The organism is Curtobacterium sp. UCD-KPL2560 (genome assembly GCF_001705035.1).
Lineage (GTDB): Bacteria > Actinomycetota > Actinomycetes > Actinomycetales > Microbacteriaceae > Curtobacterium.
Map to the genome: position 1 here is coordinate 1 of NZ_MCIG01000060.1, position 18,737 is coordinate 18,737.

The window sequence follows — 18,737 nt, forward strand, 5'->3', positions numbered from 1 at the left end:
CCCTCTGCGATGCAGGGCTCCTCGGATCGATGGGCAGAGTCGGCGCCTGCGCGGACAACGCTGCGATGGAATCGTTCTTCGCCCTGCTGCAGAAGAACGTCCTCAACCGGAAACGATGGACGACCCGGGAAGAGCTCCGGCTGGCGATCATCACTTGGATCGAAGCGACCTACCACCGGAAACGACGCCAACGCGGTCTTGGGAAGTTGACCCCAATCGAGTACGAGACGATCATCAACCCACAGGTCGCACTCGCGGCCTAAACGAACGAGTCAACCAAACCTGCAGCAGTCCCGGATGATGCTCGTCATCGACCGACCTGACAGACTCACCCCGGTGCGCGCCCATCCATGGACGTCTAACGACAACAGCAGCTGCTCCGCCCGTCGCCACTCCCCCGGTACCGGCTGTGCACAGTCGTGCTGGTCGAGGTTCCCTTTCGTCGGGTCGAGCACGCGGATGACGTCGCCGCGGAATCCGGTCCAGACGGGTCCGGCGATGCGCAGCCACCGGGTCACCGCACACGCAGCACAAGACACCGGGTCATCGGATGAGGGCACAACGTGGCCGCGGATCCGGATGATGCTCGTCACCGCAACGTCGTCTGGGGTGATGGTGCGGGTTTGTTCGCGGGTCAGGTGGAGGACCCCGAGGAGGACGATGAGGAAGGCGTCGCGGCGGCCGCGGAGCCCGATCGGGTACCGGTACTTCGGGATCGCCGCGAGTACCTCGCCCACGATCGTCTGGCCGGGGGCTTCTGGTCGCGGCCACACCCGGGCCTCCACAGTGGGTATCGGGTCCGGGAAGCCTGCTGCGAGGTGGTGTGCGCGGATCGCGCGCCGGCGCAGCCGCTGCGTCGACGCGCTGCCGGGGAACAGCGTCAGGAACTGTCCGATCGTGGCTGCCGTCGCCGGGAGCGACGCGTGACCTGTCGCCTCGCACCAGGCGACGAACCGAGCCCAGTGCGCCTCGAGCAGAGCCTCGCTGTCGGGCCGGAGTTTGGGGCCGAGTTTGGGGGAAGTTTGGGGGGTCACAAGCGCATCCGGGTGACGGCGTTGCGGACCAGGGGCGCGTACTCGCGGTCGTAGATCTGCAAGGTGGCGGCGTTGGTGTGGTGGGTCTGGTTCATGATCTCCACGTCCGTCGCGCCGGCGTTGCGCGCTTCGGTGACAAACCCAGCACGGAGAGAGTGCCCGGACCAGCCGTCCTCCCCAAGCCCCGCGACGTGCGCGCGGCGGGCGACGGCCTTCCCGACCGTTGTGGGGCTGATGCCGGTGGTGCGGAACAGGCCCCACTTCGACACAGCGCGGAAGAACGGCATCGACGCTGGCAACCGATCCGCGCCGAGCCCATCCGTGCAGACGTGCACGGCGAGACTCGCACCAGTGAGCGCGGCGAAGAGGCCCGCTTCCCCGCGGGCATCCTGCGCAGCCATCAGCCGGGACAGTCGCACGTACGCGCAGGGGGCGCAGGTGACCGGGTTCGCGCCCTGCTGCAGCACCTTGATCCGGCCGACGCCATCCTGGTCCGTCTTCGACTTCCGCACGCGGGCATAGACGCCCTCGCCGTCGACGAGGCGGAGATCGGCGACGGTGAGGGCGGTGAGTTCGGACTCGCGGAACGCGCCGACGAACCCGAACAGCAGCAACGCCTGGTCGCGGGTTCCGAGCGCGCCGGTCTGCAGGTCGGCGACGTCGATCTTCAGCAGCGTGGTCTGCAGCGCCTTCAACGTCATCGGCTTCGCACGTCGCACCGGCACGGACCGGGTGCGGCGGATGCCTTTCAGGACGTCGCGGACGATCGGCGTGGAGCCGGGTGGGGTGTGGCCGCGGCGGGCGTGCTCCCAGTCGATCGCGGCGACGTAGCGACTGATTGTCGCCGGCGCGTACCGCTGGCCGCCATCGGGCAGGGCGGCGTTGGCCTTGTCCGCGAGAAACGCGGCAACCTCGGTCGGGTCGACCGGCGCGGTGATGATCTGCTCGAGCTCGTCCGGTTCGGAGATCTCGTGATCCAGGAACCCGGCACGCCACCGAGCGAACTGCCGCAGGTCCGACAGGTACGCCCGGATCGTGTTCGGCGACAGGGACGCTTCGGCAAACACCCGCGGCGACGCGTCCGCCGGCACCATCACGGCACCCGAGCCGGTCGAGCGTCCCTCCCCCGCTACGGCGCGGAGCCGCGCAAACGCCGTCCGGGACCGCTCCGCCGCGGCACGCTCCGCAGCAGAAGCACCACGATCGACAGCGCGAACGCCCTGCGAGCTCACGTCGATGCTCGCCCCGTCCGTCTCGCTCACGTCGTCCACGTGCCCTCATTCCTGCCAGCGGCGACACTGTGCACGCCGGTCGGATCAGTTCCGATAATAGTCATTCTCGGAACCGAGATTTGGAAGTGTCGTCGGCGTTTAGGTACGCGGAGTTTCTTTCAGCAAGCGGGCGTTTCGTGCGGCATCGAGCGCATTAGCCACGGAGTCCAGATCGTCCTCGAAGAGGTCTGCGTACCGGTCGAGCGTCATCGCCGCAGACGAGTGGCCGAGCATGCGCTGTACGGCCTTGACATTTGCCCCTGCGCTGATTGCAAGCGATGCAGCCGTGTGCCGCAGATCGTGCGGTGTCACGACCGGCATCATCGGCGGCACCTCGCGGCCACGGCTACGCGCCTCGGCCGCAGCTTCTTGGTCTGCATCTCGCACTCGGCTCACCGCGCCAACGAACCAGCCCTTGCGAGAGTCACCCGGTCGCAAGTGCTCGAGCCCTGCCCCCCAGAGGAGGTCGTCAGCGGACTTCCCCCCGCATGCGGCCTCGAGCGCTTTGTCGAGGAACGCCGGGTAGACGACCGAGCGGCGCTCGTGAGTCTTCGGGGTTCCGACGATCACCGTCCCGTTAACGCTGACCGCGTTCTCCTCGACGTTCACTCGCCGGGCAGCCCGGTCGACGTGCCGGACGCGAAGCCCGGTCGCCTCGCCCCATCGCAGTCCGGTGTAGGCGAGGAACCGCACGAGGTCCGGGTACTTGGACGCGACGGCAAGGCGCTCGACCTGCTCGTGGGTGAGGTACGCACACCGACCCTTCGTCTTGCGTGGGAGCTTGATGTCGCGCGCGGGGTTCGAGGTCAGTCGCTTGTCCTTCACCGCTCCATCGATGATTGCGGCAAGCACGCCATGCGCACGAGCGACAGTCGTCGCGCTTCGCGTCTCCGCGATCTCGCTGATCCACGCTTGGACCTCGGTATGCCGGATAGACCCGAGTGCTCGAGCGCCCCACTTCGGCTCGACGTGTACTCGCCACGCGGACTCGTCCGAGTGGAAGGTCGATGGCTTGACCCACGCTCGATGAGACGCGATCCAGTCCGATCCGAGGACTCCCAAGGTGAGGCGACTGTCGCTGGGAGCGATATACGACCCATCGAGCTTCGCGGCCTCCACAGTGGTGAGGTAGTTTTCGGCATCGCGCTTGAGCCTGAACCCGCCCTTCCGGGCAGTCTTGCCGTCCGGTCGGCGATACCGAGCTTCGAAGCGCGAGCCCTGCTTTGTGTCGTACTTGTAGACGCTGCCCATCAGTTCCTTGTCACTACCGAAGCTCTGCATCGAGGATCTTGGCGGATTCCGAATGCGGCCGCAAGAACGTGCACAAACGTGTAAACTGAACTCCGCGATTGACGAACGCGGCGAAGCAAGCACCGTTACCGATGTAAGTGACAGTCGGGGAAGTGAGCGCCGCAGGGAGAAGGACCTCCCACCGACAGATCACCGTCGGACCACCCTCCTCGGGGATAGAGCTAGCGCGATCCGAGGGTCCTCTAGGACCCTCCATGCCCGTCACCTCTGCAGTTAGCACCCCACTCCTCGATGCCCTGATCACGCCGGCGACCCTGTCTGAGCGTCTTGGCTTGTCGCAGCGCACTCTGAGCGAGAAGCGCATCACCGGCACCGGCCCAGCCTTCATCCGCCTTGGGAAGTCCGTTCGTTATCGCCCTGAGGCGGTCGATGCGTGGCTTCTGTCCCAGGAGTTCGGCAGCACCTCCGAGGAGGGGCGCCGATGAGCGCTGGCGAGACTCCCATTAGTCCTCCTACGATGGGTCGTCGCGGCGGACAGCGCACTCGCCGCTTCCGGGTCGTGTCCCAGACGCTAACGCGTGATGCCGTCGTTCACGGGCTTGATCGGCCGAACGTGGAGCGCTACGCGGGCATCGTGCATGACAAGGATCAGGGTGTCCGCAAGCATGTGCACGTCATCTTCGCGCTCAGGGATGCCCGCAGCTACGCGACCGTCGCCAACATGTTGCAGGTTCCGACCGAGCTCGTCCGCCCGGTAGTTGGCCAACGCGGAGACCCTCACTCCTTCGCCCGCGCTGTGCGCTACCTGACGCACGAGTCTCCGACTGAGCAGGCAAAGGGCAAGCACCTCTACGCCGACGGCGAGGTGTTCGCCTCCCCCGGCTACGACTGGCGAGCGGAAGTCGATGCCCTGCGTGCTCATGAGGGCCACATCCCACCGCTTCTCGATCGACTCCGAGTGGCGGTGCTAAGGGGCGAACGCAGCGCGCGCAGCATCTTCGACGAGTATCCGCAACTCTTCGTGCGCCACCACCTGGAGTTCGAGCGACTCGACGAATCGGCGCTGCGGGAGTACGCGACGCCCGAGCTGCGCGCCGCTCGAGTGGCGGAACGCCGGCAGCGGACGCGAGGCGTGCTGTGACGGGCACCGTCGAGCCACGCGTTGTTCCTGCCTCCTCAACGAATGATTGCGGAAATGATTTCCGAAATGATTCGCCAGCTGGAGGCTCAGCCCTCGAGCCAGCGATCCGCCCTGCTGAGCGGGTTGCGGCTCTCGCCTGCGGGTGCAACTCGTTCGCGTCCGCCGATGTCTCTCCGTGCCTCTGTGCCACCGTGCAGGAACAGCCAAAGGCTGTGGAACGGTGGTGGACAGCGAGCCCGCGCGCTTGGGGCACCTCCCCCTTCGACCTCGTAATGGCGCCTATCGATGGCGTCGGCGTCGTGCGCGGCTCGTGCCGCACCCAACGAGTTCGCAGTGATCGAGGTTCCAACACCGTTGCCACGCGGTCTCCTCTGGAGAACAGGAGGAGCGCGCTCCGCACTTACGTGTTCCCGGCGAAGGCTGTGCCTTCGCGTGGCCGACAAGAAGCCGCGGAGCGTGACACGGCCACTTGCCCGAGGAGCGACCAGCGAGTCGGGTCGGTAGAGCAGCCTCGTGGCTGCTCTCGACGCGCGTCGCGCGTCGGTGCCCCGCAGGGCCCCAAGGACTTTGGCGAGCGAAGCGACGCCAAAGTGTATGGGGCTACACCTTCTTCTGCCGCGAAGGAGACCGCCACCCTCCCGAAGGTGCTCGGGGGTGGTGGTGGGAGTCGCGGCAGGAGAAGCCCCTCGGGAGAGTCGCCGAAGGCATCGAGGGGTGCGACGACGAAGTCGGTGCGCCCCTCGATCAGCGTCGAGGGTGGCGAAGCATGAGCTACACGATGACGTTCGATGCGTCCCACAAGGTGGGACGCGGAGGGCACGCGCAGCGGTTTTTCCGCCACATCGCTCGTGAGGCGGATCAGCAGGCCGGCTTCCACTTCCCGCAGACGAATAAGAACATCGTGCCGGAACGGACGCAGAACAACCGCACGCTGATCAACGACGGGGCGGGCGGGTTCCGCCAACTCGTCTCGATCGATGGTCGGCCGCCGTCTCACGAGTTCCACACGTACCTCGGCAAACGTCTCGCGACCGTCAAGCGCCCACTCCGCAAGGACGCCGTTCTCCTCCGAGGGCTCATCCTGCAGCTCGACCCGAAGTGGTTCGACGATTTCAACCCGACGTGGCGCACGCATGGTCCCAACAAGGCGGCTGTCGACTACATGGGTGCCTCGTTCGACTGGGCGATTGATGAGTTCGGGCTCGAGAACGTGCTGGGATTCTCGCTGCACCTCGACGAGTACAGCCCGCAGCTGCAGGTACTCGTCACGCCCGTCACGCCTGACGGGCGCCTGTCCCAGAAGGACTTCTTCAAGAGTCCGAGCGACCTCCGCCGCCAGCACAAGGTCCTCCGCGAGCACATGGCGGCGGCCGGCTACGACGTGGAGACGCGCGTCACCGAGCGATCCCGCGAACACCTCAGTAGTAGCGAATTTCAGGCAAAGGCCGACCGGCTGCGCGACGCAGCCGCAGACGCCGCGGCAGAAAAGGCCACCTACGAGACCATGCGTATCAGCCTCAAGAACCGATCGACGAACCTGGATCGGCGAGAAGCGAGCATCGGTGTCCGTGAGACCGAACTCGCGGCTGCTCTTCAGGAGGCTCATCGAGTGCAAGAGACGGCCACAGCAGCACGTCGCGCCGCTGTAGCGGTCCAGGTGGCCACGCAGCGTGCCCGACAGGAAGCAGAACGGGAGCGTGACCAGCTGCGCGCCATCAATGAGCGGCTGCTGCACGTGCCGCCGGAGTTCGAGGCCTGGCTTGACAGGCGAAAGAGCAATGGCCAGCCGCTGCGCCACGTGTTCGAGTCAGACATGGCTCGCAGGCGGGCCGCTCGCGCAGAGGTGCAGCGACTGATGGACGGGGCTCCCGAGACGACGACCGCGGCGCAATCTGAGGCCGATTTCTGACCAATATCCGGTCACACTCCGGTCAGTTGTAGGCCAGCTGCATACATTCTGGTGATCTGGGCACCGGGGGACCGGTCTCTGACCACTTTATGCCCGGATGGGGACCCTAGTTCGGTCGGTTCCAGGACAGCCAACCCCTGGGGCGCTCCTGACGCCGTTTGGGGCGGGAATTGGTTTTCTGTGACCGCTTTGGGACCGTTTTATGGCCACACTTCGGCCACCATCCGGCCAGATATCACTCAAAAGGTTCTGGTCGCAGCTTCGTGCGCGATCAACTCAGAGCATGCGGTTCGCCAGGCGTGATCGAGCCGACAGAGAGAGCCTCCTCTCCCCACACGCTCGCGACGGACCCGGGAGTCTGGTGAAGTGCCGCCGCCAGTCGAGAGGACGTTAATGACGCCGAGCGAGTGGAAGAAGCCGCGTCAGACCCATCGTCCGCCAGGGGCCGCCTGAGGGTGCTCGGCGTCGAGGCGAAACAGCGCGGGTGGCGGCTGTGAGAGGCGTCCGTGGTCCAGGCAACCCGACACGCCCGAAGCCTGTGAAATATCCGTACCTAGATTGGCACGTAAACGAGCATTACCTAACGGATATTACCTCGGCACCCGCCGAGCATCGAGCGGTTCTGCCTAACGTGCGGCGATGAGTACCGCCAGAGATCCCTTCGCAGCACAGAGGCTATCGCCCCAGCCGGCCACCAACAGCGAAGCTGAGAACGAGCTCCTGACCGCGATCCGAGCGCTTCGTGCCGAGGGCGACTACCTCGTCCGCGGCCTCGCAACCGTGATCCGCAGCATGCCGCCAGTCCCGCCCAGATCGGACCAGTCAGCGCACGCCAAGGCGCTCGTCGACACCGGGGCGATGACAGCCGAGGACGTGGCTGCCGCTGAAGACCGGCTTGCGCAGGATTCGCTCCAGCTCCTGCAAGCAGCCGGCTGGCTCGCAAGCGCTTGGGAGACGGTGTCGCTGGACGCGGCATCCAGGCTCCTACACAGGACTCCGCAGGAGCTCCTCCGGGCCGCGGATCGAAACGAGCTTCTGATAGTCGAGCTCGGCAGCGAACAACGGATCCCGACTTGGCAGTTCACGACTCGACCCGTCGGGCATCTCCTACCGCACCTCGCCGAACTGATGCCTGCACTTCTCAACCGATGGCGGCCGCTCACGATCGGGCGCTTCTTCACGACGCGTCAGGAGGACCTCTTCGACGAGGGCATGAAGACGCCCGCGGCCTGGCTCGAGGACGGTGGCGATCCCTCTGAGGTACTCGATCGCATCGACGCGGGACTGCACCGATGAAGGCGAGGGGCATCGCAGCAACGGCCGTCCAAGCCGCACACGTCTCAGCCCCTCACCGCTCCCACTCGCGGACCGGAGGCGCCTCATGAACGAGCCTGACGCGAGTTCCGACTGGAGAAACCGAGCAGCCGCATTCCGGCAGATCCTGAATCGGGAGACCGCTCGGGTCGCGGTCGCGCGACTGAGCGAGGTGTCATGGTTCGGTCACAGGACCTGGGAGGATCTGAGCCGTCAGGAGCAGGACGACATCCTTGGGTGGGTGGAACTCGTCTCCGCCGCGCAGATCGAGGCGTACGGTTCCGCGCTGAAGCTTGCAGGTCTCGAGGTCGACGATGCCTGAGGATCGCGTGGCATGGTGGCCAAGTCAAGACACGCCGCCTCCAGCGAGCTGGTCCTACGTGATCGAGGACCTACTCGCTCCCGATCGTTCGCAGGAGTGGGCGCGTGCCGCGGCACTCTTCATCGATGAGCACAGGAAGCGATTTGGTCGTGGCCCGACGTTCAACGAAGTGTTCAATCACCTTCTTCCGGAAGCGGACGGAGTTCCGTCACGGCGCCCGGAAGGCGTGAGCTCGCGGGACCACTACCTCGCTAGGAGCGATTTTCGGCTCCACGTGATGCGCGAATGGCGCAAGCACGACCTGTTCGCGTGGAGAACAGGAGTGACGCGAAGCCTCAACGTCAAGGGAAGGTTTGCGCGGATGCTGCGTCAGCTTGAGCGAGCGGACACAGAGGGACCGTGAGACGCGCACATGTGTCCGGCGCGATGAGGATGAGGTGCGAAGGCGCGGGGGTTTGCGACGTCGTCGCTCGATCGAGCCGCCACGACGCGTGAGTACACACCCGCGCACGAACCTGTCGCGAGATCGTGCACGTCAAGGGGCCAGCGCGATGCCTGGTACTCCGCGGCAGCAGCGATCCTCGGCCCGAAACTCGTGCACAATCTCGCGACGACACTCAAGTTCTTGAGGGGCGCCCGCGCGGCGGCTCCATCGGGATGCCGAACCGCCAGTGCACCAGCGTGCACGTTCTTTTTCTTCGCACGCAGGCGGCCAAACAATGCAACCCGTTCCGGTACCGGTACAACCGGTACGCGGCCAGCACCCGCGCCTCGCACTGGGGCTGGCGACGCGCGCTGTCGATCTGACTGGATGGAAGCCATGGGGACGAACGACACCACCGGCGCCGGCGCCTCCGCTCAGCGCGAGTACGACCGCCGGCGGGCGAGCGACGAGGCGAAAATCCGCGAGACGTGGGGCGACGGCACCATCGGCACGATCGCCGTCGCGCTCTCGGGCGAGCGACAGAGTACCGTTGCGTGGAAGTCCGGCGCAGCCGGCGAGGCCGAGGTCGGGCGGGCCCTCGACGCGATCGCCAACGAGCACGTCGTCGTGCTCCACGACCGCCGCATCCCCCGGTCCCGCGCGAACATCGACCACATCGTCATCACCCGCTCCGGCGTCTGGGTCATCGACGCGAAGCGGTACCGGAACAAGCGGCCCCGCCTGCAGGTCGAAGGCGGGCTCTTCAGGCCCCGCACCGAGAAGCTCGTCATCGGCGGGGATCGCACGAAGCTCGTCGACGGTGTGCTCCGTCAGGTCGCGCTCGTGCAGGACGTCGTCGGTCCGGTCAGCGTGCACGGCGCGCTCTGCTTCGTCGATGCGGATTGGCCGCTCTTCGGCGGCTCGTTCACCGTGCGAGGCATCGACGTCTGCTGGCCGAGGCGGCTCTCGACGCAGCTCACCGCGCTCGAGGGGGCGGTCGACGCGACCGCGGTCGCTGCTGCGATCGCCGCGCACTTCCCGCCCGCCTGAGTTCTGCGCTGAGCCGGGCCGAGATGGCGACAACGCCGCCGCTATTGTCACTTACCGCTGCTAAGTGACAATAGCGAGGCGGAGCACGCGGCTCTGCGCCGCTTGCCGCCCGGTCAGGACGCGCGAGGCACGTTCGCACGCACGTCGTCAGCTTGTGCTTCGTCGAGCTCCCAGCGCTCGTGCTTCGGGTGTTCCGGGTACTTCGCGCGCAGGTACGCCCGCACGACTTGCCCCGGCCGGGACTCGTTCGTGTAACCGAGCTCAGCTGCCAGCTCTCGTGGTGTGTACGTCGTCATGAGCGCGGCCGCTTCGAGTGATTGCTGGTGGGGTTCCGCGGCTTGGTGAGCGACTTCGAGTTCGTCCGGCAGACCTCGCCGACGTCGGAGCCGCAGGCGGGGCACGGGTGCGTCAGGTCCTCGGTGGCGCGCAGATCGCGTTCCATCCCGGCGTAGAACGCGTCCACTGGAACGCTGGACGAGTCGAGGATCGCCTGTTCGACGAGATCACGGTGCTTCACTAGGGCGTCGTAGAACCGCTTCGGGTCGTCTGCCACGCGCATCACGGTCGGGGCGACCTCCCGCAGCGCCTGCTGCAGGTTGGGGAACGGTCGCGGGCCGCCGAAGTCGCCGTTGCCTACGCGGACGCCGTCCCCTCGGGCCTCAGCGATGTGCAGCATCTCGAGGTAGTGCAACTCGAGAGGCGACTCCGCCGTCGCGACGATTGTCTTGGTCAGCGTGCTGGTGCCATGCGCAGCGATCACCTCCGTCATGAAGGCGCCGCTGCCGAAGTAGCGGTCAATGTGCGCCGAGTCGAGGCGCGTGCTCTGTCCGATGTAGGTCCACGCTTTGTCGGCCGGTTCGGTTCTGAACACGTACCCGATCGCTGTCGCCGGCACCCTTGCCTGATCGCTCATCGTCACCGCTTCTCCGAGGTTGTCGTCATCACCTGGCGGTAGAAGTCGCGAGTCAGTCGTCGTTCGGGAGATACCAGCCGTGCTCGCGGTGGCGCGTTGCTGGCGGGTTGGGGTGCTCTCGTTCGTATGCCTCATTCGACCGCCGCACCATCTCTGCGTCGTACCGCCGCAGCTCGTCGTACCGGTCGTCGCCGGCGATGTGGCGCAGCCGTATCGCCTCGCGCTTCAGTGCCAATTCGTCGTCGCTGTAGGGGCGGAGACTGCCTAGCGCTTTTGCGACGGAGTTCAAGATGCCCATTGTCAGACCTCGGGGACCCCGTGGGCGCGCGCATCCTCGTTCCACTCATCGAGCCGAGCCGAGAGCATGTTGGTTAGCTCACGAGCAGTGGGGGAATGCAGGTAGTGCTTCACACCGTGAACGGTGACCGCGATGCACTCATCGGCCTGAGGGTCGGTTATCGCGACGTCGACGTGGCCGCGAGGCCAGTTCTGTGGCGTCGCTGGCTCGTGTGTCTCGGCCGGCAACGGCGCGGCTGCGCGCTCTGCTTTGAGTCTGGCTCCCTTACCCATGTGTAGATGATGACACCTCTAGTCCCCGGTCGGTAGGGAATCACGGGTGCTGGGATGAGCCGGGAGGGCAGGGGGCGATCCCGGTCTGCTGGTTGCTGTGAGACCGCCAGCGGCGAAGGTAGCGGCTAATGTCCTCCTTTCTAGTCGCTCTGACCCAGGGCGCGCCAGGCGCAACCAGCGCAGACCCTGGCACCGTCGGGAAGAAGCGCCGTGGCATATCTAAGAGACGACTACGACGCGACACCGATCTACCACGCCGTCGACTTTCCCCGACGGGGGCGCTCCTGGTACCGGCATGAGCAGTCGCGCTAGGATGTCACGGCGTCCGAAAGCGCCTGGATGGTTTCCCGCGCGAGGTTCGCCGATTCGTCGGACACCCCCTTCGAAACGCCCACGATGAGGGGGGCCAGCAGGCCGCTGATGATGCGGATCGATTTCTTGAGCTTTCCCTCGTCGGGTTCGGCCAGGGTGGTCTCTGCAAGCGCCTCTCCTGCCGTCGTCCTGAGGTCCGCCTCGTCCTCGGCGGAAAGTTGGAACGCAGCGCTGCTCGTGACGATGGTGGCTAGAAGCTGGGCTACTGTCTCGAGTCCCGGGGCAATCGTTTCAACGCGATGCTGCGTCTGGTGGACGGGGCCGGTGTTGCCCCACGCGAGCTGAGCGCCGTCTCCGTTGACGGTCACCGCCGGGCCGTGCTGGTGGATGACCGTTGGCGGTGCCGTCGCAGGCAGGTGACTTGCCGTTGACGGCTGCACCGGCACCTTGAGTGGGCGCTTGTTGAACTCTCGCTGCAGCTCCTTGGTGAGCTTGTCGAGTTGGCGTTTGTCGATTTTGAAGCCGTTTGCCATGGTGGCTATCCCTTCGTCGAGGTGGAGGCGGGCGCACCGCTGATCGGTGCGCCCGCCATCCGTTACTTGGAGCGCTTCGTTGCTGCCTGCGCCAGGGCGCTGGCCGCGATGCTGCGGGTGCGGGCAGATGACCGGCCGTCGCGAAGTGCTGCCGATGCCTTCTTCGCCACGCTCTTGCTCGTGACGCGGGTCGAGGGCTTTCCCATCTTGATCACCTCCTCCCTGAGGTGTCGTCGTGATGTAGGGCTACGGCGTCCGGAACGAACGACGGCAGGAGTCGCAGAGGACGTTGACTCCGCGGACGTAGGCGGCGATGTTCCGATGGGCGTGTCGGCAGTGCGGGCACGTGATGGTGTAGGTGCGGGTCTTCACCCGAACCGTGATCCGACGGGGCATTGCGGTCTCCTGACCAGCTGACCTCCGCGCCTGCCGCGAGGAGTCACGCGGGTGCGTCACGTCGTCATCGGCGGGCTAAGCTCGTGGGTGATTCTTGGCGGAATCCACGGGCCCCTGTTGCGGAGACCGACCTCGGTCGGACTCTCCGACCAGGGGCCTTGCTCTTCACCGCCAATACTACATCTGGGGTCCGACACTGACCTTGACCACAAGATGAAGTGTTACAACCATGTAGTTCCCGGCGCGAGTTCTCCACAAGGGGGACAGGTGTTCGCACCCCGGAATCCCGCATATTCACTAGCTGCTGGCCGGACCCATCCACAAGGCCTGTTGCGCATTCCACAGGGTGTGTAGAACTTCAGCGGGCGTGTCGGAGTGGCCTGTGCCCTGAAACTGCACTGACTTTGCCGGTAGCAAGGCAGGGCTCTCGGGGTGTGGGTCTGACCTCATCAGCTGGCTCAAAGACGGGGAAAGCTGACCGAGGCGGAGCGTTCGGAAGGGGCGCCCGGTGCCCCCCCCTTCGACACGACGGTGCGACGGGTGTTGAACTCCCTCAGCTCGAGGTCTGCGCGTTGATCCGCCGTCGACAGCGCCTTGAAGCACGCTGTCTATGGGTGCTGTCATGTGCCGTAAGCCGGTCCGCGATCGGCCGGGCGGCGTAGTTCAACCCTCTCGCGCGCCGCGGCGTCGCAGATGCCCCGTCCGATTTGATTCTCACTCGGCTGCGCCATACGGACGCCCCGCCACGGACGAGATCGCCTACTGGCCAACCGTGGATGCCGATCGGCACTGGTCCGAGCAGTCGCACGACGGCCGGCCTGCGCGACAGCCAACTCTTCACTCACATGCTCAGCTCCATGTCACTTCAAGGGTCACGATTCACGCCGGTGATAGTGCCTGTTATCCGAAACGGAGCACCCCCCTCGGGCGCTCGAAGACCGCGAAATCCCTTCAGAACGCCAGGCCCCGCCGGTAAACTGGACCCGTACGAAACGGAGCCGCCATGCGCCAGGCAACCCACCTGCAGGCCGTCACCGGGTCCGGCACCGCGAAGCGGCGCGAGACCGCGCCAGCACGCACCGACGCCGAGATCCAGCGCGCGATCACCCGCGCTGACGCCGCACTCGGCGCCGCCGACCACCAGGTCACCGACGAGGAAACCCGTGAGCTCGGCAGGCAGATCGCCGCTGGCACCGTCACCGGTGACGAAGCAGCGGCTCGCATCATCGAGAAGCTGCGCGCAACTCACCATCGACCTTGAAGGGCTAACGCCAGTGGTGGCTGCGGCCCGAAGTGTGGTTGCTCACACTTGCTGCGAGAAGGTCCGTTACCGCCTGGTTACCGGAGGAGCTGACAGGTCGAATTGAAAGAGCCCCGGATCCCCGTCGTAACGGTGATCTGGGGCTCTTTGCGCTGGCGGTACCGGTGGGATTTGAACCCACGGTGGAGTTGCCCCCACACATGTTTTCGAGACATGATCCTTCGGCCGCTCGGACACGGTACCGGGAAAGAGTTTACACGATCCGGGAGGCACGTCGAACCACCGCGGTTCGGCCTCCCCTCCACAGGTGGTGCTGTCGGCACGCTCCTCCACAGACCGCCAGCGGCAGGGCCGAGCACGAGCCGGTCCGCGTACCGTCCTCGGCATGAAGAACCGCACCCTCGTCGCACTGCTCACCTCGGTCCTCGGCGGCGCCGTCGTCATCGGCGGCGGCGCGTTCGGTGCGCGGGCGGGCGTCCGCGGGCAACGGGCGGCCTCGCAGCGGGTCGTCGACATGCTCCCGGTGCACGCCGACTGGTGGCGCGAGCGGCTGCAGCACGAGGGTCAGCTGACCTACCTGGCGATCGGTGACTCCGCCGCCCAGGGAGTCGGAGCGACGGCTCCGGCACGGGGCTACGTCGGGCTCCTCGCACGACGGATCCGTCACCGGTCCCGCATGTCGGTCCGCGTCGTGAACCTCAGCGTGTCCGGGTCGACGACGTGGGGCGCGAAGCGGGACCAGCTGCCGAAGCTCCGGAACTACACGCCCGACGTCTGCACCGTGTCGATCGGCGCGAACGACATCGCGGACTTCCACCCGGACAAGTTCGAGCGGAACATCCGGGAGATCTACGGCGCGGTGCCGTCGCACGCCATCGTCGCGGAGCTGCCGTGCATGTGGGTGCCGGACCGGGAGCGCAAGGTGGCGGTCGCGAACGAGATCGTGCACCGCGTCGCCGCGGAGTACGGGTTGACCGTGGCGCCCCTGCACGTGATCACGAAGCGGGTCGGCCTGCGGCGCACGTTCTTCAACAGCTACGGGGACCTGTTCCACCCGAACGACCGCGGGTACGAGATCTGGGCGAGCGCCTTCGAGCCGGCGGTGGACGCGCGCGTCGACACGGTGGCAGCGATCCGGCACTACCTCTCCGCGCGGGAAGCCGAGGACCTCGGCGCCGAGGCAGGTGCGGTCGCCGCCGCCCGCGCGGACCAGGACAACGAGCACGCGGCGGGGTTGGAGCACGCCGCGGCGCTCGAGCACGCCGACCGTCCGACCCGTGCCGAACGGTTCCGGCAGCGCATGACCGGATCGATCCCCCTGCCGCACCACGGTGGTGTCGCACCCGCACCCACCGACGATGAACAGACCGACGTCGACGAACAGACCCGCGTCGAGGACGCCGACGGCAGCACCACGGACCGGCGTCCCGGTGATGTCGGCGGGGACGCCTAGCCTCGTCGCATGGCCCGCACCCAGTCCCTCTACCGCTGCACCGAGTGCGGGTGGACCAGCATCAAGTGGGTCGGCCGCTGCGGCGAGTGCCAGGCGTGGGGCACCGTCGAGGACACCACGGCGGCGGCTGCGAGCTCGCGCGGTACGGCGGCGGTCGTGGTCGCCGGTGACCGTACGGCCCGTCCGATCACCCAGGCGCGCGGCACCGCGGTCCAGCGCTGGAACACCGGCATCGGCGAGTTCGACCGCGTGCTCGGCGGCGGCATCGTCCCCGGCGCGGCCGTGCTGCTCTCCGGCGAACCCGGCGTGGGCAAGTCGACCCTCCTGCTCGAGGTCGCCTCGCGCGCCGCGGCGACGGGCAAGCGCGTCCTCTACGTCAGCGCCGAGGAGTCCGTCGACCAAGTGCGACTCCGCGCCGAGCGCACGAACGCCATGCACGACCAGCTGTACCTCGCGAGCGAGGTCGACCTCGGCGTCATCCTCGGTCAGATCGACCAGGTGCAGCCCGACCTCGTGATCGCCGACTCCGTGCAGACGATCTCGTCGAGTTCGGTGGACGGGATCGCGGGCGGCACGTCCCAGGTCCGCGAGGTCGCGTCGACGCTCATCCGGGTGGCGAAGGACCGCGGACTACCGGTCCTCATCGTCGGCCACGTGACGAAGGACGGCACGATCGCCGGGCCCCGACTGCTCGAACACCTCGTCGACGTCGTGTGCCACTTCGAGGGTGACCGGCAGACCGCCCTCCGCTTCGTCCGGGCGTTGAAGAACCGCTTCGGCCCGACCGACGAGGTCGGCTGCTTCGACATGGCCGGCGACGGCATCCACGAGGTGCCCGACCCCAGCGGGCTGTTCATGTCGCGCAACGGCACGCCCGTGTCCGGCACGTGCGTGACCGTCGCGCTCGAGGGCCGACGCGCGCTCCCCGTCGAGGTGCAGGCCCTCGTCGTGCCGAGCTCGGCGCCGCAGCCGCGCCGGGTCGTGAACGGTGTCGATGCCTCGCGCGTCGCGATGCTGCTCGCCGTCCTCGAACGACGTGCGGGCCTGAAGCTGTCCGACGCCGACGTCTACGTCTCGACGGTCGGCGGCATGAAGCTCACCGAGCCCGGCGCCGACCTCGCGATCGCCCTCGCGCTGGCCAGCGCGGCACGTGACCGCCCGTACCCGCACACCCTCGCGGCGATCGGAGAGATCAGCCTCGCCGGCGAGATCCGTCCCGCGAACGGCGCGAAGCAACGCGCGAGCGAGGCTGCTCGGCTCGGGTTCACGACGGTCCTCGGGGCGGGCTCCGAGCACCTGCGCGAGGCGCTCCGCGTCGCGTTCTCGCTCACCCAGTCGGCGCGCGAGCGGGAACTCGACCGCGCGTTCTGACCGGCCCGATCCGCGCAGTGGCGGGCCGGACGCACGGGGCGGAGGCGAGCCGCGCCTCCAGGCCGGCTACGCGCGCAGCGCGGCCAACAGCTCGGCGGGCGACGACTGCATCGTGTGCGGCCCCGCGATGTCGAAGAACACACCCTCGAGCGAATCGAGGTGCGCGGCGAGGAACTCCTCGAGCCGCGGCGCGTCGTAGACCATGACCTGCCGGATCTTCTCGTCGGGCACCATCGCCGTGTAGGCGTCCGCCGACGAGAACAGCAGCAGGATGCGCTTGTCCGACCCCTCACGGCCGAACACCCGGACCTGCATGTCCTTCTTCCCCGTGACGAGACGGGGGACGATCACGATGTCGTTGCGCAGGGCGAACGCGACCGCGGCCACGTCCTGCTTCGCGAGGGCCTCCTCGAGCTGCTCGCTCCGGAAGCGCTGTTCCTTGTCTGCCATCGCCCCTAGTCCACCAGATCTCGCCGGTCCGCGTGGACAGCCGGACCGGACGCCGGGAGGCGGTCGTCCTCGACCCCGAGGCCCGCGACGGCGTTCGCGAAGCCGCGGCGGTCCCGCGTCGCGATCAGGCCGACGACGGCGGCGACGGCCAGGGCCGTCCCGACGAGGCCGGAGAACGGGAACGTCACGGCGCCGGCGAACGACCAGCCGCCGGATCCGAGTGCCCACCTCGCGAGTCGGCGGCCGGGGTCGGGCACCGGGGTCGGTCGGAGCCGGACGACGTGCTCGCCGAGGGTCCTGCCGGTGACCAGCACGACCACGAGCTGGCCGAGGGGCGCGACGAGTGACGCCGCGGTGACGGTGCCGGTCGCCAGGAGCGACCGCTCGTCCACCTCCAGGAGCGCGAGTGTGATCGCGGCACCCGAGGAGAGCAGGCCGGTCGTGAACACGACGGCCAGCAGGTCCGCCAGCATGCCGAACGCACGCCGGAGGAACGTGACCGGTCTGGGCGCGGACGCGTCGGACGGGCGGTCCGAACCGGCGAGCACCGCGACGAGGGGCGCGGCGAACGTCCCGAGGGCGGCTCCGGTGGTGTTCGCGAGCAGGTCGTCGACGTCGAACAGCCGGTAGGCGCACTCGTAGAGGAACCAGTCGCCGGTGAGCTGGGTGGTCTCGACGAGCAGCGACACGACGAAGCCGACGGCCGCGCCGACCAGGAGGCCGGCGAACCAGCGGTGCCGCAGGACCGCGTGGCGGACGAGCGCGCCGAGCGGCACGAACAGGACCACGTTCAGCAGGACCTGTGCCGCGGCGGGGTTGGCGAGCAGGGACCGCGGGCCGCTGATGCCGCCCTCGCGGGCGATGTCGTGCAGGAAGGTGAACGGCACGAGCTGCGGGGACGGGCTCGGGCACAGGGATGCGGGGTCGTCGGGGAGCGGCAGGAGGGTGTAGGTCACGAGTGCCAGCGCGTACACGAGCGTCCCGAACGCGACCACGCCACGCCGGAACCCGAGGACTCCGTGGCGCCGGTACTCGAGCGCCGCCCAGGGTACGAGCGCGGCGACCGCGAGGGCCGTCCCGGCAACGAAGGCGATCACTCCCGGCAGCACCTTTCCCACGTCGGACAGGGTACGCAAGTCAGATTCTCGGGACGGATCTCGCCAGAGGACTCCCGCAGAGGCCACTCGGCACTGTAGGTTGGTCTCAACCGCTCCGGCGGGAGTCCATCGTTCTTCTGGTGCTCTGCACCTTCGAGCGCCAACGGTCACTGACCTTCCCAGGTCGCCTGGCCCCGAACCCGTTCCGCCGGCCCATGCCCGCGGGGCGCATCGATCTACGACATCCGTCGGTGGATCGGCGGCAGTACGTGCCGCCTCGCAAGACAGGCAGCGATATCTCGCCTGGCAAGAAAGTAAGGAAACGCCATCATGGCAACTGGCACCGTCAAGTGGTTCAACAACGAAAAGGGCTTCGGCTTCATCGCTCCGGACGACGGCAGCGCCGACGTCTTCGCGCACTTCTCCGCGATCGGTGGCAACGGCTACAAGTCGCTCGAGGAGAACCAGAAGGTGGAGTTCGAGATCACCGAGGGCCGCAAGGGCCCGCAGGCGGAGAACATCACCGTCATCGGCTGATCACCGCATCTGCTCGAACGGGCTCGTCGTCTTCGGACGGCGGGCCCGTTCTGCGTCTGCGGGGAGCGACCGGAGCGCAGCGTCGCGCGCCCGCGCCCCCGCGCCCCCGCGCCCCCGCGCCCTAGTTC

21 protein-coding genes and 1 tRNA gene are annotated in these 18,737 nt (G+C 67.4%); 11 read left to right on the forward strand and 11 right to left on the reverse strand.

Annotated features, from left to right (window positions below; genetic code table 11):
• On the forward strand, window positions 1–263 hold a 263-nt coding region (locus BEP24_RS12615; protein WP_141693457.1), incomplete at its 5' end, for an integrase core domain-containing protein.
• A 9-nt stretch (window positions 264–272) separates the two neighbouring features.
• On the opposite strand, the gene BEP24_RS12620 is transcribed toward BEP24_RS12615, so the two are convergent.
• The 3 genes from BEP24_RS12620 to BEP24_RS12630 form a co-directional block, all read right to left on the reverse strand.
• Window positions 273–1,034 (reverse strand): hypothetical protein, encoded by a 762-nt coding sequence (locus BEP24_RS12620; protein ID WP_065963922.1) that lies wholly within the window; start codon window positions 1,032–1,034, stop codon window positions 273–275.
• Window positions 1,031–2,305 carry a tyrosine-type recombinase/integrase gene (locus tag BEP24_RS12625; RefSeq protein ID WP_065963924.1) on the reverse strand — a complete coding sequence of 425 codons (1,275 nt, stop codon included), beginning with the start codon at window positions 2,303–2,305 and terminating at the stop codon, window positions 1,031–1,033. Before BEP24_RS12625 ends, BEP24_RS12620 begins: the two co-directional genes overlap by 4 nt.
• A gap of 99 nt (window positions 2,306–2,404) precedes the next feature.
• The gene (locus BEP24_RS12630; protein WP_253181682.1) at window positions 2,405–3,586 is read right to left on the reverse strand and encodes a tyrosine-type recombinase/integrase; all 1,182 of its coding nucleotides are present in this window, start codon (window positions 3,584–3,586) and stop codon (window positions 2,405–2,407) included.
• A gap of 224 nt (window positions 3,587–3,810) precedes the next feature.
• On the opposite strand from BEP24_RS12630, the gene BEP24_RS12635 reads away from it, so the two are divergent.
• The 6 genes from BEP24_RS12635 (at window position 3,811) to BEP24_RS12660 (ending at window position 9,716) form a co-directional block, all read left to right on the forward strand.
• Entirely contained in the window at window positions 3,811–4,041 is a 231-nt protein-coding gene (locus BEP24_RS12635; RefSeq protein WP_051597137.1) for a helix-turn-helix domain-containing protein, read from the forward strand.
• A 32-nt stretch (window positions 4,042–4,073) separates the two neighbouring features.
• Entirely contained in the window at window positions 4,074–4,697 is a 624-nt protein-coding gene (locus tag BEP24_RS12640) for a Rep family protein (RefSeq protein ID WP_290439184.1), read from the forward strand.
• 766 nt (window positions 4,698–5,463) lie between these two features.
• Window positions 5,464–6,606, forward strand: coding sequence for a plasmid recombination protein (locus tag BEP24_RS12645; protein ID WP_065963928.1), 1,143 nt, complete (start codon window positions 5,464–5,466; stop codon window positions 6,604–6,606).
• Window positions 6,607–7,245: 639 nt separating this feature from the next.
• Window positions 7,246–7,902 (forward strand): hypothetical protein, encoded by a 657-nt coding sequence (locus BEP24_RS12650; RefSeq protein WP_065963930.1) that lies wholly within the window; start codon window positions 7,246–7,248, stop codon window positions 7,900–7,902.
• 85 nt (window positions 7,903–7,987) lie between these two features.
• Window positions 7,988–8,242, forward strand: coding sequence for a hypothetical protein (locus BEP24_RS12655; RefSeq protein ID WP_065963932.1), 255 nt, complete (start codon window positions 7,988–7,990; stop codon window positions 8,240–8,242).
• A gap of 820 nt (window positions 8,243–9,062) precedes the next feature.
• Window positions 9,063–9,716: a nuclease-related domain-containing protein gene (locus BEP24_RS12660; RefSeq protein WP_065963937.1), complete on the forward strand. Its 654-nt coding sequence runs from the start codon at window positions 9,063–9,065 to the stop codon at window positions 9,714–9,716.
• Window positions 9,717–9,829: 113 nt separating this feature from the next.
• Here the strand turns inward: BEP24_RS12660 and BEP24_RS17120 are convergent, their stop codons facing one another.
• From BEP24_RS17120 to BEP24_RS17640, 5 genes are all read right to left on the reverse strand, one after another.
• A complete protein-coding gene (locus BEP24_RS17120; protein WP_139197372.1) occupies window positions 9,830–10,012 on the reverse strand; it encodes a hypothetical protein in 183 nt (60 codons plus the stop codon).
• Window positions 10,009–10,629, reverse strand: coding sequence for a hypothetical protein (locus tag BEP24_RS12665; RefSeq protein ID WP_139197373.1), 621 nt, complete (start codon window positions 10,627–10,629; stop codon window positions 10,009–10,011). Before BEP24_RS12665 ends, BEP24_RS17120 begins: the two co-directional genes overlap by 4 nt.
• Window positions 10,630–10,681: 52 nt before the next feature.
• Complete coding sequence (locus tag BEP24_RS12670) at window positions 10,682–10,918, reverse strand: hypothetical protein (protein WP_216093142.1); 237 nt, start codon at window positions 10,916–10,918, stop codon at window positions 10,682–10,684.
• A gap of 589 nt (window positions 10,919–11,507) precedes the next feature.
• Window positions 11,508–12,044 (reverse strand): hypothetical protein, encoded by a 537-nt coding sequence (locus tag BEP24_RS12675; RefSeq protein WP_065963943.1) that lies wholly within the window; start codon window positions 12,042–12,044, stop codon window positions 11,508–11,510.
• Window positions 12,045–12,106: 62 nt separating this feature from the next.
• On the reverse strand, window positions 12,107–12,250 hold the full coding sequence (locus BEP24_RS17640) for a hypothetical protein (RefSeq protein WP_171898811.1): 144 nt from the start codon (window positions 12,248–12,250) through the stop codon (window positions 12,107–12,109).
• Window positions 12,251–13,443: 1,193 nt separating this feature from the next.
• Between BEP24_RS17640 and BEP24_RS12680 the strand changes: the two genes are divergently transcribed.
• The gene (locus BEP24_RS12680) at window positions 13,444–13,701 is read left to right on the forward strand and encodes a hypothetical protein (protein WP_065963945.1); all 258 of its coding nucleotides are present in this window, start codon (window positions 13,444–13,446) and stop codon (window positions 13,699–13,701) included.
• Between the two features lie 153 nt (window positions 13,702–13,854).
• Here the strand turns inward: BEP24_RS12680 and BEP24_RS12685 are convergent.
• Window positions 13,855–13,944 (reverse strand) — tRNA-Ser (locus BEP24_RS12685).
• 142 nt (window positions 13,945–14,086) lie between these two features.
• Here BEP24_RS12685 and BEP24_RS12690 point away from each other — a divergent pair.
• Both BEP24_RS12690 and radA read left to right on the forward strand, forming a co-directional pair.
• A complete protein-coding gene (locus BEP24_RS12690) occupies window positions 14,087–15,154 on the forward strand; it encodes an SGNH/GDSL hydrolase family protein (RefSeq protein ID WP_065963947.1) in 1,068 nt (355 codons plus the stop codon).
• A gap of 9 nt (window positions 15,155–15,163) precedes the next feature.
• Window positions 15,164–16,525 (forward strand): DNA repair protein RadA, encoded by a 1,362-nt coding sequence (radA, locus tag BEP24_RS12695; protein WP_065963948.1) that lies wholly within the window; start codon window positions 15,164–15,166, stop codon window positions 16,523–16,525.
• 66 nt (window positions 16,526–16,591) lie between these two features.
• Here the strand turns inward: radA and BEP24_RS12700 are convergent, their stop codons facing one another.
• A complete protein-coding gene (locus tag BEP24_RS12700) occupies window positions 16,592–16,975 on the reverse strand; it encodes an SseB family protein (protein WP_065963950.1) in 384 nt (127 codons plus the stop codon).
• A gap of 5 nt (window positions 16,976–16,980) precedes the next feature.
• Window positions 16,981–18,093: a VanZ family protein gene (locus BEP24_RS12705; RefSeq protein WP_083230350.1), complete on the reverse strand. Its 1,113-nt coding sequence runs from the start codon at window positions 18,091–18,093 to the stop codon at window positions 16,981–16,983.
• A gap of 309 nt (window positions 18,094–18,402) precedes the next feature.
• Here BEP24_RS12705 and BEP24_RS12710 point away from each other — a divergent pair, with 309 nt between their 5' ends.
• On the forward strand, window positions 18,403–18,609 hold the full coding sequence (locus tag BEP24_RS12710) for a cold-shock protein (protein ID WP_065963953.1): 207 nt from the start codon (window positions 18,403–18,405) through the stop codon (window positions 18,607–18,609).
• The last annotated feature ends 128 nt before the right edge of the window (window positions 18,610–18,737 follow it).

Bases quoted from the DNA above. Each gene is read 5' to 3' on its own strand.
- BEP24_RS12630 (WP_253181682.1), bottom strand. From the start codon at position 3,586: ATGCAGAGCTTCGGTAGTGACAAGGAACTGATGGGCAGCGTCTACAAG.
- BEP24_RS12635 (WP_051597137.1), top strand. From the start codon at position 3,811: ATGCCCGTCACCTCTGCAGTTAGCACCCCACTCCTCGATGCCCTGATC.
- BEP24_RS12640 (WP_290439184.1), top strand. From the start codon at position 4,074: ATGGGTCGTCGCGGCGGACAGCGCACTCGCCGCTTCCGGGTCGTGTCC.
- BEP24_RS12645 (WP_065963928.1), top strand. From the start codon at position 5,464: ATGAGCTACACGATGACGTTCGATGCGTCCCACAAGGTGGGACGCGGA.
- BEP24_RS12650 (WP_065963930.1), top strand. From the start codon at position 7,246: ATGAGTACCGCCAGAGATCCCTTCGCAGCACAGAGGCTATCGCCCCAG.
- BEP24_RS12655 (WP_065963932.1), top strand. From the start codon at position 7,988: ATGAACGAGCCTGACGCGAGTTCCGACTGGAGAAACCGAGCAGCCGCA.
- BEP24_RS12660 (WP_065963937.1), top strand. From the start codon at position 9,063: ATGGGGACGAACGACACCACCGGCGCCGGCGCCTCCGCTCAGCGCGAG.
- BEP24_RS17120 (WP_139197372.1), bottom strand. From the start codon at position 10,012: ATGACGACGTACACACCACGAGAGCTGGCAGCTGAGCTCGGTTACACG.
- BEP24_RS12665 (WP_139197373.1), bottom strand. From the start codon at position 10,629: ATGAGCGATCAGGCAAGGGTGCCGGCGACAGCGATCGGGTACGTGTTC.
- BEP24_RS12675 (WP_065963943.1), bottom strand. From the start codon at position 12,044: ATGGCAAACGGCTTCAAAATCGACAAACGCCAACTCGACAAGCTCACC.
- BEP24_RS17640 (WP_171898811.1), bottom strand. From the start codon at position 12,250: ATGGGAAAGCCCTCGACCCGCGTCACGAGCAAGAGCGTGGCGAAGAAG.
- BEP24_RS12680 (WP_065963945.1), top strand. From the start codon at position 13,444: ATGCGCCAGGCAACCCACCTGCAGGCCGTCACCGGGTCCGGCACCGCG.
- BEP24_RS12690 (WP_065963947.1), top strand. From the start codon at position 14,087: ATGAAGAACCGCACCCTCGTCGCACTGCTCACCTCGGTCCTCGGCGGC.
- radA (WP_065963948.1), top strand. From the start codon at position 15,164: ATGGCCCGCACCCAGTCCCTCTACCGCTGCACCGAGTGCGGGTGGACC.
- BEP24_RS12700 (WP_065963950.1), bottom strand. From the start codon at position 16,975: ATGGCAGACAAGGAACAGCGCTTCCGGAGCGAGCAGCTCGAGGAGGCC.
- BEP24_RS12710 (WP_065963953.1), top strand. From the start codon at position 18,403: ATGGCAACTGGCACCGTCAAGTGGTTCAACAACGAAAAGGGCTTCGGC.